Origin of the sequence: Rhodococcus sp. 15-2388-1-1a (assembly GCF_002259145.1) — a bacterium.
Taxonomy (GTDB): Bacteria; Actinomycetota; Actinomycetes; order Mycobacteriales; family Mycobacteriaceae; genus Rhodococcoides.
The window spans coordinates 35,993-51,928 of the sequence record NZ_NPFP01000004.1; the positions used below are offsets into that span (position 1 = coordinate 35,993).

Here is a 15,936-nt window from a genome sequence, read left to right on the forward strand (position 1 = left end):
TGATGGCATCCGGTCACAACAGCGAAATTGCCCTCGAAGGACCAGCCTCGAAGAGAAGGTCGCCATGACCCCGAAGAAGACGGACTCGATCGATACCGAGCCGAAGAAGGAATCACGATCATTGGCCGGGCTGCAGCGGTTCGGTCGCAGCCTCATGCTGCCGATCGCTGTTCTGCCCGCAGCCGGAATTCTCCTGCGGCTCGGTCAGGACGACCTGCTGGGTAGGTTCAGCGCACTGAAGACCACTGCTGCGGTCATCTCCGCGGCAGGCCAGTCGGTTTTCACCTGGCTTCCCCTCATCTTCGCGGTCGGTATCGCCATCGGCTGGGCCAAGAAGTCCGATGGTTCGACCGCGCTCGCAGCTGTGGTCGGCTACATGGTGATGAACGGAGTCTTCACGGCAATGTCGCCGGTCGTGCTCGACGGAGAGGTCGATGCCAACGGTGACCCGGCAGTGATCGACTACGGCGTGTTGGCAGGCATCGTCATCGGACTGCTCTCGGCAATTCTCTGGCAGCGTTTCTATCGACAGAAGCTGCCGGATTATCTCGGCTTCTTCAGCGGCCGTCGTCTGGTGCCGATCATGACGGCGATCACCGGTCTCGTCGTCGCCGTGATCATGTCGTTCGTGTACCCACTCTTCTACAGCGCTCTCCAGTGGGTGGGCAACACCGTCGCCGACCACAGCGTGGTGGGTAGCGGAATCTACGGCTTCGCCAACCGCATGCTCATTCCCACAGGGCTGCACCACATTTTGAACTCCGTCGTCTGGTTCCTGGTGGGGGACTACCAGGATGCAAGCGGTCAATTGGTCCGCGGCGATCTGAACCGGTTCTTCGCCGGCGACCCGTCCGCCGGAGTGTTCATGACCGGATTCTTCCCGATCATGATGTTCGCACTTCCCGCTGCGGCATTCGCGATCTACCGCAACGCCAAGCCGTCGCAGAAGAAGATCGTCGGCGGAATCATGTTGTCCACCGGCCTGACTGCCTTCGTCACCGGGATCACCGAGCCGCTCGAATACTCGTTCATGTTCGTGGCCTGGCCGCTCTACATCATCCACGCGGTGTTGACCGGAACCTCGATGGCGCTGACCAATGCCCTCGGAATCCATGACGGATTCTTCTTCTCCGCCGGTGGCATCGACTACCTGCTGAACTACGGAATCGCCACCAAGGCATGGCTGCTCATTCCGATCGGCCTGGTGTACGCGGTGATCTACTACTTCCTGTTCAGCTTCGTCATCAAGAAGTGGAACCTGCGCACCCCCGGACGTGAGGACGACGCTGTGCTCGAACCCGACCGGGCATGACCGCATCCACTGCAACGACGCTCCGAGGGCGTGTCGTCACGCGCGACCAGGTGATCGAGGACGGCGTCGTCGCGTCGACGGGAGACCGGATCTCCTGGGTCGGACCGGCATCGGCATGGACCGGTGATCGAGCACCGCACACGAATTCGACGATCCTCCCCGGGTTGATCGATCTGCACTGCCACGGTGGAGCGGGGGCTTCGTTTCCCGATTCACCGGCCGTCGATCTGATGACGGCGGTGCGGCATCACCGCTCCCGCGGGACCACGACGATGCTCGCCTCACTGGTGTCGGCACCGCCGGAACGACTGATCGAGCAGACGTCGCTGTTGGCCGATCTGTACGAGTCCGGTGACATCGCAGGCGTCCACATCGAGGGGCCGTTTCTCTCGGTCGCCCGCTGCGGCGCGCAGGACCCGGCCTCGCTGCGCAGCGGAGATCCCGGACTGCTGCGCGACATACTGGCCGCGGGCCGGGGAGCCGTGCGGTCGATGACCCTTGCGCCCGAGATCGACGGTTTCGCTGCCGTAGCAGAGATGTTGCGGGAGAACGGCATACTGCCGAGCATCGGGCACACGGACGCCGATGCGCTCACCACCCGACGCGCTGTCGAGTCGCTGGGGGACGGTCCGATGACGGCCACGCACCTGTTCAACGGAATGCCGACCTGGCATCATCGATCGCCGGGCCCGGTGAGCGAGTGCCTGGCGGCCGCGGCCCGCAGCGTGATGGTGCTCGAATTGATAGGCGACGGAGTGCATCTCGCCGACGAGACCGTGCGCGCGGTGTTCGATCTCGTCGGTGGCGCACAGATCGCGCTGGTGTCCGACGCGATGGCCGCGGCCGGAATGCCGGACGGTCGCTACCGACTCGGACCACTGGATGTGACCGTCCAGCACTCGGTCGCACGGTTGTCCCGCGACGCAGACTCCGAGACCGCTCCGATCGCGGGCGGAACCGCGACCGTGCTGGACCTGGTGCGCCGCGCCGTGCTGGACGCCGGCGTACCCATTGTCGAAGCGGTCCGGGCCGCATCGTCGACTCCGGCGGCATCGATCGGACTCGGCTCCGACATCGGGTGCCTCGAACAGGGCATGAGAGCCGACGTGCTGGTGGTCGACGCGGCGTTCGAGCCACTACAGGTGATCAGAAGCGGAACTGCAATCAGAGAGGACAGCTAGATGGAGGTCGTGATCCTCGAGGGGGTCGACGCAGTGGATCGAACGGCCGCCGACATCGTCGAACGAGTGGTGCGAGCCGGTCCGGCTGTGCTGGGACTGGCGACCGGGTCGACCCCGGTGGGCACCTATCGCGAGTTGGCTCGACGGCATCGGGACGACGGCCTGTCGTTCGCGCGATGCCGAGCCTTTCTCCTCGACGAATACATCGGACTGGCGAAAGCAGCCGAGCAGTCCTACTTTTCGTTCATTCGAGACAACTTCGTCGACCACGTCGACCTGGACGACGCCGCAGTGTTCTCGCCCGACGGCGAAGCGGACGACATCGCGGCGGAGGCGCAGCGGTACGACGCGGCGATCGCGGCGGCAGGCGGCATCGATGTTCAGATCCTCGGAATCGGCACCGACGGACACATCGGCTTCAACGAGCCCGGATCTTCACTGCGATCGCGGACGCGGGTCAAGACGCTGACCGAACAGACTCGCGCCGACAATGCCCGTTTCTTCGACTCGCCCGAGGACGTGCCGCATCACGTACTGACGCAGGGTCTCGGCACCATCGACGAGGCCCGTCACCTGGTGTTGATCGCAACAGGGGAGTCGAAAGCGGAGGCGGTGGCGGCGGCCGTCGAAGGACCGCTGTCGGCGCACTGTCCGGCGTCGGCGATCCAATGGCACCCGCACGCAACGGTGCTGTTGGACGAGGCTGCGGCGTCGTCGCTCACCCTCGCGGACTACTACCGGTACGCCTATGCAAACAAGCCCCGGTGGCAGCACCTGTGAGTCAGCTGCGCGAGAACTCCGATGCGCGCGCGATCTGTTCGTCCGACGGCCGCACTCCGGTGTAGAGGACGAACTGTTCTGCCGCCTGCAGGGCGATGACCTGAGCGCCGGTGATCACGGGCTTGTTCGCCGCTCGGGCAGCAACGATCAGCGGCGTCTCCGACGGCATGGCGACGACGTCGAACACGGCCTTCGCTGCGTCGATCTGCTCGACGGTGAACGGTGCCGAATCAGCGTCCGGTCCGCCGGCCATACCCACCGGAGTCACGTTCACCAGCAAGTCTGCGCCCACTGCGTCGGCAGACCAGTCGTAGCCGTAGGTCTCGGCGAGCACCGGGCCGGTGTTCGTGTTGCGGGCGACGACGGTGCCCCGGGTGAAACCCGAATCTCGCAGTGCGGCAACGACAGCCTTGGCCATACCGCCGCTGCCGGTGACGGCCACCGAGTAGTCGGTCGAGAAGCCGCTCGCGGCGAGTAGGTTCGCGACGGCCTGGTAGTCGGTGTTGTACGCGTGCAGGACGCCGTTCTCGTTGACGATCGTGTTGACGGATTCGATCGCGCTCGCCGACTCGTGCATCACGTCGACCAGTTCGATCACATCTTCCTTGAACGGCATCGAGACGGCGCAGCCTCGGATGCCCAGCGCGCGAACACCGCCCACCGCGGCGGCGAGGTCGGTGGTGGTGAACGCCTTGTAGACGAAATTCAGGTTCAATTCGTCGTAGAGATAGTTGTGGAAGCGAGTTCCGATATTGCTCGGTCGGCCGGACAGGGACATACAGAGCTGTGTCTCACGGTCGAGGAAGCTGCGCGGGTGTGCTGTTGCCATCGCTGAGACGTTACGCCGCGCATGTAGAGGCGACCGAAGCGAGAACACTCCGATCGTCCTGGGTGATCGGCAACTCGTACTGGGCAGCGACCGAGAGGTACTTGCCCGCGTAGAAGCAGTGGTAGGCCGCGTTCGGCGGCAACCATTGCGAGGGTGTCTTGTCGCTCTTGCTCTGATTGTCTGCTCCGTTGACCGCGAGCAGATTGAACGCCACGTCGTTGGCGAACCGAACGCGTTTGTCGGGCGACCACATGTTCGCGCCCATATCCCACGCAGCGGACAGCGGGTAGACGTGATCGATCTGAATCTTTCCGGCGTCGGACTTGGTGAACTGCATCGGCTCACCGGAGTACGGGTCTGCGAGCGAACCCGACAGCACGACGCAGTCGCGGGTGCCCGCCCGGAACTCGACCCCGGTCATCGACAGCGCCAGGACGTTGTCGCGGGTACCGCAACCGTCGTGGCCGCCCGGCCCGTCGTAGTCGTCCGTCCATGCCGGGCCGAACACACACCCTTCGCCGCTCTTGCACCCGCGCTCGTAGCCGAGAGCATCGGGTCGGTCGGCGACCACACGAACCTGGGCGAGCAACTGCTCGATCTGGGTGCGAGTGGGGCTACCGGGAGCCGGTTCGGCGGGGGAGAAGCCGGGGACGACGGGCCGGTCGCACGAGCCGAACACAGCCATCACGGCCGCGGCGATCGCCAGCAGTACCGCCACCCACAGCTTTCTCACGCACGCCCCATCGTCGATCTTGTTGTTCGGTCATCGGTCCTCGCGACAGCAGTGTGCCGGAAGGTCCCGACAGTTCTCCACCGACACGAATCCGGCATCAGCGAACCTCGACGACGACCTTGCCGAGCACGTGCCCGTCCTCGACGAGGGCGAGAGCCTCACCCGCACGTTCGAGCGGGAACACATGGTCGATTCGCGGACGAATGACGCCCGACGCGGTCAGGTCCGCCAGCCGCGCAAATGCCGCGGTGGTGCGGTCGCGATCGACTCCGGAACCGCCACACTGCGCTGCGAGCACCGGGTCTGCGACGCTGACGATCGGCACCCCCGCGGTCACTGCGGTCGCGGCGGCGCGCAAGCTGTCGCCTCCGACGAGATCGATGATGCCGTTCACCGGTCGTGACATCGACTCGACGAAATCGGGGCCGGAGGCGAGAAATTCTGCGTCGAGGCTCTCGATCCACTCCCGCTTGCCAGCACTCGCGACCGCGAGAACGTCGATACCGTCGGCTCGCGCGAGTTGCAGAACGGTCGAACCCACGCCGCCACCTGCGCCCAGCACCAGGATGGAATCACCCGCGCCGACGGCGAGTCGGCGCAGCGCGTCGTACGCGGTTCCGGCAGCCACCGGCAGCGTGGCCGCGGCTGCCCACGAGACGGCTTCCGGCTTGTGGGCACTGCTCGACGCGTTGAGCACGGTGTACTGCGCATAGCCTCCGTATCCCGACGCGGTGGCTCCGAACACGTGGTCGCTCACCGCGAAGTCGGCCACATCGCCGCCGACCGACACGATCGTGCCCGATACCTCCCGACCCAGAACCGCGGGCAAGGTGATCTGCACGGTGTCCTTGCGGTTGCCCGCCCGCACCTTCCAATCCGCGGGATTGACCCCGGCGGCGTGGACCGCGACGAGAACCTGCCCCGGTCCCGGCTCTGGGACAGGGAGGTCCAGAAGGTATTCGGTGTCGGGTCCGCCGTATTCACTGAAGCCGTACGCGATCATGTACATACTGTGCCTCACCCAACGACCCGCTCGGGAGCGCCTCACCTGAAGTGTGTCGGTGCTTGCTGATTGGATGGACCGATGCTGCACGGTCTCTGGTCTCCCGGTGCCGGGCTGATGCTGTGGGACGACGAGATCACCACCGGCGACGAACCCGATCTGCCGCCGACCCACGCGCACGTGCTCACCAGAACGTTCCGGCACCGTGCCGCGGTGTCGTTTCCGTCATCCGGACGCACTTCCACCGCGCAGGCCCCGGTACAGGTTCCGGCCATCGCACTCGCCCCGCACGACGGTGCCGACCTGCTGTTGCGGACGCCGTCCGACCACCCGTCGATCTCCGGTGACCTCCGCTACCTGGCGCACGTCGCCCGCGGAATCGAACGCTGGGTCCGCGGCGGTCGCGTCGTTCCGGCCCTGAAGTTGATGGACGGGCAGTGGTGGCCGCGGTGGCGTCTGGTCGGGGGCGAACGTCAACGTGCCTGGCTCAGCGAACTCGCCGTCGCGATGCCGTCGGTGCAGCGTGCGGGTGAGCGGCCCAAGAAGATCCTCGACGACATGGTGGAGGAGCTCACCGATCCGATCGTCAGATCGGTTCTGGGCAGACCCGACTCGGAGCATCCGCTGTTGTCGGCTCTGATTCGCGACGACCCGTATGCCGATGGCACCCAACAGATGTCGACGTTGCTCGAGAACTGGCGTGGAAGCCTCACCGTCGACGAGCCGTCCCTGGTGCTCCGCCTGCTCGAACCCGATGACGATGACGCCGTCGACAGTTCCTCCGAGGACGCAGTGGAGTCCTACTGGACGCTGCAGGTGTGTCTGCGAGCCGATGGCGAAGCGCCGCGACCGGTTCCGATGAGCCGCAAGGTCGATGCCACTCTGCTCTCCATCGCCGTGCGCAAGCTCGGCGACGCCGTGGCGGCGTACCCGAGACTGCGCGATCTGCCGTCTCAGGAAGGCACCCTCGATCTGTTGCTTCCGACGTCGGTGGTCATCGACCTCGTCGAACACGGTGCGACGGCACTGCAGGCCACCGGGACGACGGTTCTGTTGCCTCGGGCCTGGACGAGGCTGGATCCGTCGATGAGGCTGCGCGTCGAGTCACCGGCGGTGACGAAAGCGGCAGCCGATCGGGCGGTCGGCATGGACGAACTGGTGTCCTACGACTGGCAGCTCCAACTCGGCGACATGGTGCTCACCGAGGCGGAGATGAACAGGCTCGCCGTCTCGAAGGGCGATCTCGTACGGCTCCGCGGTCAGTGGGTGTTGGCCGACGGCGGTCAGCTCGCGCGGGCTGCCAAGTACGTCGCCGAGCATCACGGTGACGGGACTGCGCTGAGCACGCTGATGCGCGAGATGACTCTGGCCGATCCACCGCCGGCTCCGGTCCAGGACATTCGTGCCTCGGGATGGGCGGCCACGTTGCTCGAGCCCGGTGCGGTGCCGGAGACGATCCCCGTACCGGACGGTGTGAACGCGACTCTGCGGCCGTATCAGCAGCGTGGGCTCGATTGGCTCGCGTTCATGAGTCGGCTCGGTCTCGGGGCGGTACTCGCCGACGACATGGGGCTGGGCAAGACGCTGCAGGTGCTGACACTGCTCGCGCACGAAAAGAGTTCGACGCCGACGCTGCTGGTGGCACCGATGTCGGTGGTCGGCAACTGGCAGCGTGAGGCGGCGAAATTCACTCCGGCACTGCGAGTTCTGGTGCATCACGGGCCGGCCCGGTCGAAGGGCGACGAGCTCGACCGGGCGATCGCCGAGCACGATCTGATCGTCACCACGTACGCGCTGATGGCCAAGGATCGCGAGCAGCTGGCGGAGCAGACGTGGCGTCGTGTGGTCCTCGACGAGGCGCAACACATCAAGAACTCGGGGACCGTGCAGGCCAAGGCGGCGCTCGCGATCCCCGCGGATCACAAGCTGGCGCTCACCGGAACGCCGGTCGAGAATCGTCTCGACGAGCTGAGGTCCATTCTCGACTTCGCCAATCCGGGAATGCTCGGTAGGCCGTCGGACTTTCGAAAGCGATTCTCGGTTCCGATCGAGCGAGAGAACGACGAGAGCGCAGTCTCGCGTCTGCGCGCCATCACCTCGCCGTTCATTCTGCGTCGCGTCAAGACCGATCCGACGGTCATCTCGGATCTGCCCGAGAAGAACGAGATGACCGTGCGCGCCAACCTGACGGCCGAGCAGGCTGCGCTGTACAAGGCCGTCGTCGACGAGATGATGGCGCAGATCGCCGACGCGAAGGGTATGAAGCGCAAGGGTGCGGTGCTGTCCGCGCTCACTCGTCTCAAACAGGTGTGCAATCACCCCGCTCATTTCCTGTCCGACGGCTCGCCGGTGCTCAAGAGGGGGCAGCATCGTTCCGGCAAGATCGGTCTGGTGGAGGACATGCTCGACTCGATTCTGGGTGACAACGAGAAAGCGTTGTTGTTCACGCAGTTCCGGGAGTTCGGTGAGCTCGTGGCACCCTACTTCGCCGAACGATTCGGCACCGAGGTGCCGTTCCTGCACGGCGGCGTGAGCAAGACCAAGCGCGACGAGATGGTGGAGAAGTTCCAGACCGACGACGGTCCGCCGATCATGATGCTCTCGCTCAAGGCCGGCGGCACCGGGTTGAATCTCACGGCCGCCAATCATGTCGTTCATCTGGATCGATGGTGGAATCCGGCGGTGGAGAATCAGGCGACGGACCGGGCCTTTCGCATCGGGCAGCGCAAGAACGTCGAGGTGCGAAAACTGCTGTGCGTCGGCACCGTGGAGGAACGGATCGACTCGATGCTCGTCTCCAAGCAAGACCTGGCGAATCTGGCGGTGGGCACCGGCGAGAACTGGGTGACCGAGATGGACACCGCGGAGCTGCAGGAACTGTTCCGCCTCAGCGAGGATGCGGTGGGGGAGTGATGGTCGACTTCTCGCAGTACGGCAAGCGGCGAAAAGCCAAGGGCGGCATCGAGTCCAGAAACAAGCGCGGCGCGTTCGGGCAGACGTGGTGGGGCAGGCATTTCGTGGCGGCCATGGAAGACCTCGCGGATCCGGGTCGGATTGCTCGGGGCAGAACGTATGCGCGCCAAGGGCAGGTGCTCACTCTCGGTGTCGAGCGCGGGCAGATATACGGCGAGGTGCAGGGCAGTCAGCTCGAGCCGTTCTCGGCCTCGGTCACCGTCGACCCGCTCACGCAGGGTGAAGTAGCCGCGCTGGTCGGCAGGGTGCGATCGAACCCCGGCATGCTGGCCGAGCTGGCCTCCAATGCCATTCCGCAGGCACTGGCGTCGGTGTTGCTGCCGCACGACAAGGGGCAGCTCGATTTCGACTGCACATGCCCCGACGACGGGTGGCCCTGCAAACACGCGGCGGCTCTGATGTACATCGCCGCCGAGCACATCGACGCGTCCGCCGCGACCATCCTGACGTTGCGTGGAGTCGATCTCGATCAACTGATCGAAGGTGTCGGTGACGGGGACGACGAGTTCGACCCCGATGACTGGTTCGCCGATCGCGCGTCTTTCCCCGAACTTCCCCAGGTGTCGTTCGCCCCCGCGGTGGACGATCTCGATCCGTTGATCCTGCGCCGAATCTTCCGCGCCGACGGCTCGACCGAGGCCGAGGTCAGTCGCGCCGGTGCCGATCTGAGGCAGTTCTACGACCGGATGTGACCACTCCTGGACTTACATGGACATCCGACTATAGGATGGGCGTACTTCACTTCCACGCTCGAGGACGGACACTCCCATGGCTCGCGAACTCACGCACTTCATCGGCGGCAAGCACGTCGCAGGCACCTCCGGAAACTTCGGGGACGTCTTCGACCCCAACACCGGCGAGGTTCAGGCCCGTGTGCCCCTGGCCGACGTATCCGAGGTCGAGGCCGTCATCGCCGATGCCGAACAGGCCCAACGTGAATGGGCCAAGTGGAACCCTCAGCGTCGGGCCCGCGTCCTGATGAAGTTCCTGGCGCTCGTCACCCGCGACACCGAGGAACTGGCCCGCTTGCTCTCGTCCGAGCACGGCAAGACGATCGCCGACGCCAAGGGTGACATCCAGCGTGGCGTCGAGGTCGTGGAGTTCGCCGTCGGCGTCCCGCATCTGCTCAAAGGTGAGTACACCGAAGGCGCAGGCGGTGGAATCGACGTCTACTCGATGCGTCAGCCGCTCGGCGTCGTAGCAGGAATCACCCCGTTCAACTTCCCCGCGATGATTCCCCTGTGGAAGGCCGGCCCGGCCATCGCCTGCGGAAACGCGTTCATCCTCAAGCCCTCCGAGCGTGACCCGTCCGTCCCGCTCAAGCTCGCCGAGCTCTTCCTCGAAGCGGGACTGCCGCCGGGTGTGTTCAACGTCGTCAACGGCGGCAAGGATGCTGTCGACGTGCTCCTCACCGACGACCGCGTCAAGGCGATCGGCTTCGTGGGCTCGACTCCCATCGCGCAGTACATCTACGAGACCGCAGCGCAGCACGGCAAGCGCGCGCAGTGCTTCGGTGGAGCCAAGAACCATGCCCTGGTGATGCCCGACGCCGATCTCGACGAGGTTGCCGACGCTCTTCTCGGTGCCGCCTACGGTTCGGCAGGCGAGCGCTGCATGGCCATCTCCGTCGCGGTACCGGTCGGTGAGGAGACCGCCGACGCCCTCGTTGCCAAACTGACCGAGCGAGTGGCGAAGCTGAAGATCGGCCGCAGCGACGACGAGGACGCGGACTTCGGACCGCTCGTGGGCAGCGATGCTTTGAAGCGAGTCAACGATTACACCCAGATCGGTGTGGACGAGGGGGCCGAACTCGTCGTCGACGGACGCGGATTCAGCCTCGAAGGCCACGAGGGTGGATTCTTCGCCGGCGCAACGCTGTTCGACAAGGTGACCACCGACATGCGCATCTACAAGGAAGAGATCTTCGGACCGGTCCTGATCGTCGTGCGCGCGAAGGACTACGAGGACGCGCTGCGCCTGCCCACCGAACACGAGTACGGCAACGGCGTCTCCATCTTCACCCGTGACGGTGATACCGCCCGCGACTTCTGCTCCCGCGTCCAGGTGGGCATGGTCGGCGTCAACGTGCCGATTCCGGTCCCGATCGCGTACCACACGTTCGGTGGTTGGAAGCGTTCGGGATTCGGCGATCTGAACCAGCACGGACCCGATTCGATCCGCTTCTACACCAAGACCAAGACCGTCACGCAGCGCTGGCCGTCGGGCACCAAAGAGGCGGCAGCACAGAATCACTTCGTCATTCCGAACATGGACTGATCCGGCGATGTTCACCTTGAACGAGGACGAGCGCGCGATCAACGACACCGCTCGCGAATTCGCCGACGAGTTCCTGGCACCGAATGCCATCGAATGGGACCAGCAGAAACACTTCCCGGTCGACGTGCTGCGCAAGGCAGCGGGACTGGGAATGGGCGGCATCTACATTCGCGAGGATGTGGGTGGATCGGGTCTGACCAGAGTCGACTCGGTGCGGATCTTCGAGCAACTGGCCACCGGTGACCCGTCCATCGCGGCATACATCTCCATCCACAACATGGTCGCCTGGATGATCGACACCTACGGAAACGACGAGCAACGGCAGCGTTGGCTCCCGGGCCTGTGCGCGATGGATCAGCTGGGGAGCTACTGCCTCACCGAGCCCGGCGCGGGATCCGATGCCGCGATGCTCGGCACCAAGGCAGTGCGCGACGGCGACGAATACGTGTTGAACGGCGTCAAGCAATTCATTTCCGGCGCAGGCACATCCGAGGTCTACGTGGTGATGGCACGCACCGGCGCGTCGGGTCCGCGTGGCATCTCGGCGTTCATCGTGCCGAAGGACTCCGCGGGACTCTCCTTCGGGGCCAACGAGAAGAAGATGGGGTGGAACGCTCAGCCCACTCGTCAGGTCATTCTCGAAGGAGTCCGCATTCCCGCCGAGAACATGCTCGGCAGCGAGGGCGACGGGTTCCGTATCGCGATGAACGGACTCAACGGCGGACGCATCAACATCGCCGCGTGTTCGGTCGGCGGAGCGCAGTCCGCTCTCGACAAGGCCGTTGCCTACCTCGCCGAACGCAAGGCGTTCGGGGCACGGTTGCTCGATGCGCAGGCGCTTCAGTTCCGACTGGCCGATTTCAAGACCGAACTCGAGGCCGCCCGCACACTGCTGTGGCGGGCCGCGGACGCGTTGCAGAACGACGCTCCCGACAAGGTCGAAATGTGCGCTATGGCAAAGCGTTTCGGAACCGATACCGGATTCGAGGTCGCCAACGGAGCGCTGCAACTGCTGGGCGGGTACGGGTACCTCAGTGAATACGGTGTCGAGAAGATCGTTCGCGACCTTCGGGTGCACCAGATTCTCGAAGGCACCAACGAGATCATGCGGGTGGTCGTGGCTCGATCGATCGTGGGTGCCGCATGAGCGACGTGATCCTCGAGGTCTCCGGTGGTATCGGTCGGATCACCCTGAACCGCCCCAAAGCCATCAATGCGCTCGATCATGCGATGGTTCGCGAGATCGCACCGGCGTTGGCGCAGTGGGCAACCGACGACGCCGTCGACGTCGTGCTGCTGACCGGGGCCGGTGAGCGCGGACTGTGTGCCGGTGGCGACATCGTCTCGATCTACCACGACGCGAAAGACGGCGGCAACGGTAGCAAGGACTTCTGGCGCGAGGAGTACATCCTCAACGCCGCGATCGCTCGGTTCCCCAAGCCGTTCGTTGCCATCATGGACGGCATCGTCATGGGCGGAGGCGTCGGGCTCTCGGCACATGCCAACACTCGCATCGTCACCGAGCGATCGAAGATCGCGATGCCCGAGGTCGGAATCGGTTTCGTTCCGGATGTGGGCGGCACGTACCTACTTTCGCGTGCACCGGGCGAGATCGGCACCCACTTCGCGCTCACCACGGCGCGAATGAATGCCGCCGACGCCATCGCGGTCGGCTTCGCCGATCACTACATCCCGTCCGACAAGCTGGACGACTTCTACTCGGCACTCGAGAGCGTCAGTGTCGGCGAGGCCGTCGCGACGTTCAGTGAGCCGGCACCGGAGTCCACCGTTGCCGGACAGCAGGGATGGATGGACGAGTGCTACGCCGGCGACGACGTCCAGGGCATCGTCGACGCTCTGGCCGCCAGCACGGTGCCGGAGGCGCAGAAGTCCGCAGAGGACATCGTGTCCAAATCGCCTGTGTCGCTGGCCGTGACACTGAGGTCGCTGCGTCGGGCAGCGACGCTGCCGACGCTCGAGGCAGTGCTCGACGAGGAGTACCGCGTGTCGGTCGCGTCGTTGTCCAGCCACGATCTCGTCGAAGGAATTCGGGCACAGGTGGTCGAGAAGGACCGCAACCCGCAATGGCAACCGCGTACGTTGGCAGACGTCACGCGCGAGGACGTCGACCGGTACTTCGCGCCTCTCGGGGACGCGGAACTGGGCCTGTCGAAAGCACACACAGAAGGTGAGCAGTCATGAGCAAGAAGACGATCGGCTTCATCGGCCTCGGCCACATGGGCGGACCGATGGCCGCCAATCTGGCTGTGGCCGGCTACACCGTGCAGGGCTTCGATCTGGTGCCTGCCGCGCTCGAGCAGGCCACGAAGGACGGCGTCACCGTGGTGGAGTCGGCTGTGGCCGCCGTTGCCGATGCCGACATCGTCATCACGATGCTGCCCAACGGCAGACTGGTACTCGGGTTGTACGCGGACCTGCTGCCTGCCGCCGCACCGGGCACGTTGTTCATCGACTCCTCGACCATCGACGTGGCCGACGCGCATGCCGCGCACAAGCTGGTGCACGAGGCAGGCCACCGCAGTCTGGACGCGCCGGTCTCCGGTGGTGTCGGGGGAGCGGCCGCGGGAACGTTGACCTTCATGGTCGGCGGTTCCGAAGAGGATTTTGCCTCTGCGGCAGCAGTTCTCGACGTCATGGGGCGCAAGGTGGTGCACTGCGGTGCAGCGGGCAACGGCCAGGCCGCCAAGATCTGCAACAACATGATCCTCGGGGTGTCGATGATCGCCATCAGCGAGGCGTTCGTGTTGGGGGAGAAGCTCGGTCTGAGCAATCAGGCGTTGTTCGATGTGGCGTCGACTGCGTCCGGTCAGTGCTGGGCACTGACGACCAATTGCCCGGTACCCGGACCGGTCCCGACGAGCCCCGCCAACAACGAGTACAAGCCGGGCTTCGCGGCGGCGCTCATGGACAAGGACCTGGGTCTGGCTGCCAATGCACTGCGCGACAACGGTGTCGAGGGTGTCCTCGGCCTACGGGCAGCCGAGTTGTACGCTCGGTTCAAGGAAACATCCGGGGGCGGCACCGATGTCGACTTCTCCGGCATCATCAACGACATCCGCGAGCGCTCGAACGGAGCAGGCCTGTGAGTGACTACGAGACAATTCTGCTCGAACGTCGGGGACGCGTCGGCATCATCACGCTCAATCGACCCAAGGCATTGAACGCGCTCAATTCTCAACTGATGCGCGAGGTCGTCTCGGTGGTCGAAGAACTCGACGCGGACTCCGGCATCGGCGCGATCCTGATCACCGGTTCCGAGCGGGCCTTCGCTGCTGGGGCCGACATCAAGGAGATGCAGCCCAAGTCCTACATGGACGTGTACCTCGACGATTTCTTCGCGGCCTGGGATCGACTGGCAGCGGCTCGAACACCTCTGATCGCAGCGGTCTCCGGCTACGCACTCGGCGGCGGGTGTGAACTCGCGATGCTGTGCGACGTTCTGATCGCCTCGGACACCGCGGTATTCGGACAACCCGAGATCAAACTGGGCGTCATTCCGGGAATCGGCGGGTCGCAGCGTCTGACCCGCGCGGTGGGCAAGGCCAAGGCCATGGAGATGTGCTTGACCGGGCGCAACATGAAGGTCGAGGAAGCCGAGCGGGCAGGATTGGTCTCGCGCATCGTGCCGGTCGCGGATCTCCTCGACGACGCCATCGCGACCGCCACCACCATCGCCGAGATGTCGCTACCGGTCGTCATGATGGCGAAGGAAGCAGTCAACCGATCGTTCGAGTCGAGCCTTCGCGAGGGTGTTCTGTTCGAGCGCCGCGTGTTTCACTCCACGTTCGCCACCGAGGACCAGAAGGAAGGAATGTCGGCCTTCATCGAGAAGCGGACGCCGAACTTCCAGCACCGCTAACTGCTCTTCTGGGTTGTTCCGCAGGCTCCACTCCTACCCCAACCGGTCGTTCCGCAGGCTCCACTCCTACCCCAACCGGTCGTTCCGCAGGCTCCACTCCTACCCCAACCGGTCGTTCCGCAGGCTCCACTCCCGGGTCCGCCCTACCTGTCGGGTGACAGGAGGGCGGCCCCGCGGGCCGAGACCAGCTCCGGCATCGACGGCACCAGAGTCGTCAGGCCGGTCCGCAGCTCGAGTGACTGCGCAATCGAGGTGATGTTCGCGCCGCCGCCGACCACGACGATGGACTGCGGTCTGGCACCGGACAATTGGATGGTCTGCTCCACCAGCATGCCCGCGTACCGCACCGGTCCGGCGATCAGATCGTCGAAATCGCGGCGGGTCAGCACATGCCGCGCAGTACCGGATGAATCCGTGGTGCTGACAACGGAGTCGATGCTCAGTTGCTCCTTGATGGACCGGCTGGCATCGATTCCGACGCGAACGCCGTTGGACGAGAGCAGCCTACGCACCGAGTGATCGAGATCGTCGCCGCAGAACGTCGCGGTACGCCGCGTCATGAGTGTGCGCGTGGACGCGAGATCGATGACGGTCACCGTGGTTCCGGTGCTACCGATATCGCACAACACGGTGACGCCGTGATTGGGTACCAGCCCGATGAAACGCAGATAGCGCACTTGTGCAGCGGTTTCCGGAACGAGCGAGGCCGTGCGGGCCGTACCTCGGGTGGCGACCGTGCCGGGATCGGTGGCAACCCGATAGGCGATGGCGGAGAACTGTACCGGGAGCGACATCGTCGCGGCGATCGAGTGGATGGCGTCGACACCGGTGGCGATCGTGGTGGACAGCGACTGACCGGGAGCGCGGCGAACCGTCCGCGACACGATGGGTGTGCGGTGGGGGCTGTCCAGATACGTCAGAATTGCGCGTGCACCGTGCGCACCCGCCCCGACCCCCAACACTAGCGA

At 65.0% G+C, this 15,936-nt stretch carries 14 protein-coding genes; 10 read left to right on the plus strand and 4 right to left on the minus strand.

Annotated features, from left to right (window positions below; genetic code table 11):
* Positions 1 to 64: 64 nt before the first annotated feature.
* The 3 genes from CH302_RS03395 to nagB are packed head-to-tail and all read left to right on the plus strand — an operon-like array spanning position 65 to position 3,273.
* Positions 65 to 1,312: a PTS transporter subunit EIIC gene (locus tag CH302_RS03395; RefSeq protein WP_052047888.1), complete on the plus strand. Its 1,248-nt coding sequence runs from the start codon at positions 65 to 67 to the stop codon at positions 1,310 to 1,312.
* Positions 1,309 to 2,493, plus strand: a complete 1,185-nt coding sequence (locus tag CH302_RS03400; protein ID WP_037193411.1) for an N-acetylglucosamine-6-phosphate deacetylase — start codon at positions 1,309 to 1,311, stop codon at positions 2,491 to 2,493. The genes CH302_RS03395 and CH302_RS03400 overlap by 4 nt, the downstream gene beginning before the upstream one ends.
* A complete protein-coding gene (gene nagB / locus CH302_RS03405; protein WP_037193410.1) occupies positions 2,494 to 3,273 on the plus strand; it encodes a glucosamine-6-phosphate deaminase in 780 nt (259 codons plus the stop codon). It abuts the gene before it with no gap.
* Between the two features lies 1 nt (position 3,274).
* On the opposite strand, the gene CH302_RS03410 is transcribed toward nagB, so the two are convergent.
* The 3 genes from CH302_RS03410 to CH302_RS03420 form a co-directional block, all read right to left on the minus strand.
* Positions 3,275 to 4,102, minus strand: coding sequence for a shikimate 5-dehydrogenase (locus CH302_RS03410; RefSeq protein WP_037193409.1), 828 nt, complete (start codon positions 4,100 to 4,102; stop codon positions 3,275 to 3,277).
* A gap of 10 nt (positions 4,103 to 4,112) precedes the next feature.
* Positions 4,113 to 4,787: an HNH endonuclease family protein gene (locus tag CH302_RS03415; RefSeq protein WP_082323766.1), complete on the minus strand. Its 675-nt coding sequence runs from the start codon at positions 4,785 to 4,787 to the stop codon at positions 4,113 to 4,115.
* Positions 4,788 to 4,932: 145 nt separating this feature from the next.
* On the minus strand, positions 4,933 to 5,838 hold the full coding sequence (locus CH302_RS03420) for an NADP-dependent oxidoreductase (RefSeq protein WP_037193709.1): 906 nt from the start codon (positions 5,836 to 5,838) through the stop codon (positions 4,933 to 4,935).
* An 81-nt stretch (positions 5,839 to 5,919) separates the two neighbouring features.
* Here CH302_RS03420 and CH302_RS03425 point away from each other — a divergent pair, with 81 nt between their 5' ends.
* From CH302_RS03425 to CH302_RS03455, 7 genes are all read left to right on the plus strand, one after another.
* Positions 5,920 to 8,751 carry a DEAD/DEAH box helicase gene (locus CH302_RS03425; RefSeq protein ID WP_037193407.1) on the plus strand — a complete coding sequence of 944 codons (2,832 nt, stop codon included), beginning with the start codon at positions 5,920 to 5,922 and terminating at the stop codon, positions 8,749 to 8,751.
* Positions 8,751 to 9,503: an SWIM zinc finger family protein gene (locus tag CH302_RS03430; RefSeq protein WP_037193406.1), complete on the plus strand. Its 753-nt coding sequence runs from the start codon at positions 8,751 to 8,753 to the stop codon at positions 9,501 to 9,503. Before CH302_RS03425 ends, CH302_RS03430 begins: the two co-directional genes overlap by 1 nt.
* A gap of 76 nt (positions 9,504 to 9,579) precedes the next feature.
* Positions 9,580 to 11,088, plus strand: a complete 1,509-nt coding sequence (locus CH302_RS03435) for a CoA-acylating methylmalonate-semialdehyde dehydrogenase (RefSeq protein WP_037193405.1) — start codon at positions 9,580 to 9,582, stop codon at positions 11,086 to 11,088.
* Positions 11,089 to 11,095: 7 nt separating this feature from the next.
* Entirely contained in the window at positions 11,096 to 12,235 is a 1,140-nt protein-coding gene (locus tag CH302_RS03440) for an isobutyryl-CoA dehydrogenase (protein ID WP_037193404.1), read from the plus strand.
* On the plus strand, positions 12,232 to 13,290 hold the full coding sequence (locus CH302_RS03445; RefSeq protein ID WP_037193403.1) for an enoyl-CoA hydratase/isomerase family protein: 1,059 nt from the start codon (positions 12,232 to 12,234) through the stop codon (positions 13,288 to 13,290). Before CH302_RS03440 ends, CH302_RS03445 begins: the two co-directional genes overlap by 4 nt.
* Positions 13,287 to 14,195 carry a 3-hydroxyisobutyrate dehydrogenase gene (gene mmsB / locus CH302_RS03450; protein WP_037193402.1) on the plus strand — a complete coding sequence of 303 codons (909 nt, stop codon included), beginning with the start codon at positions 13,287 to 13,289 and terminating at the stop codon, positions 14,193 to 14,195. The genes CH302_RS03445 and mmsB overlap by 4 nt, the downstream gene beginning before the upstream one ends.
* Positions 14,192 to 14,968, plus strand: coding sequence for an enoyl-CoA hydratase (locus tag CH302_RS03455; RefSeq protein WP_037193401.1), 777 nt, complete (start codon positions 14,192 to 14,194; stop codon positions 14,966 to 14,968). Before mmsB ends, CH302_RS03455 begins: the two co-directional genes overlap by 4 nt.
* Positions 14,969 to 15,111: 143 nt before the next feature.
* Here CH302_RS03455 and CH302_RS03460 read toward each other — a convergent pair.
* A partial coding sequence (locus CH302_RS03460; protein WP_255137309.1) for a hypothetical protein occupies positions 15,112 to 15,936 on the minus strand: 825 nt, incomplete at its 5' end.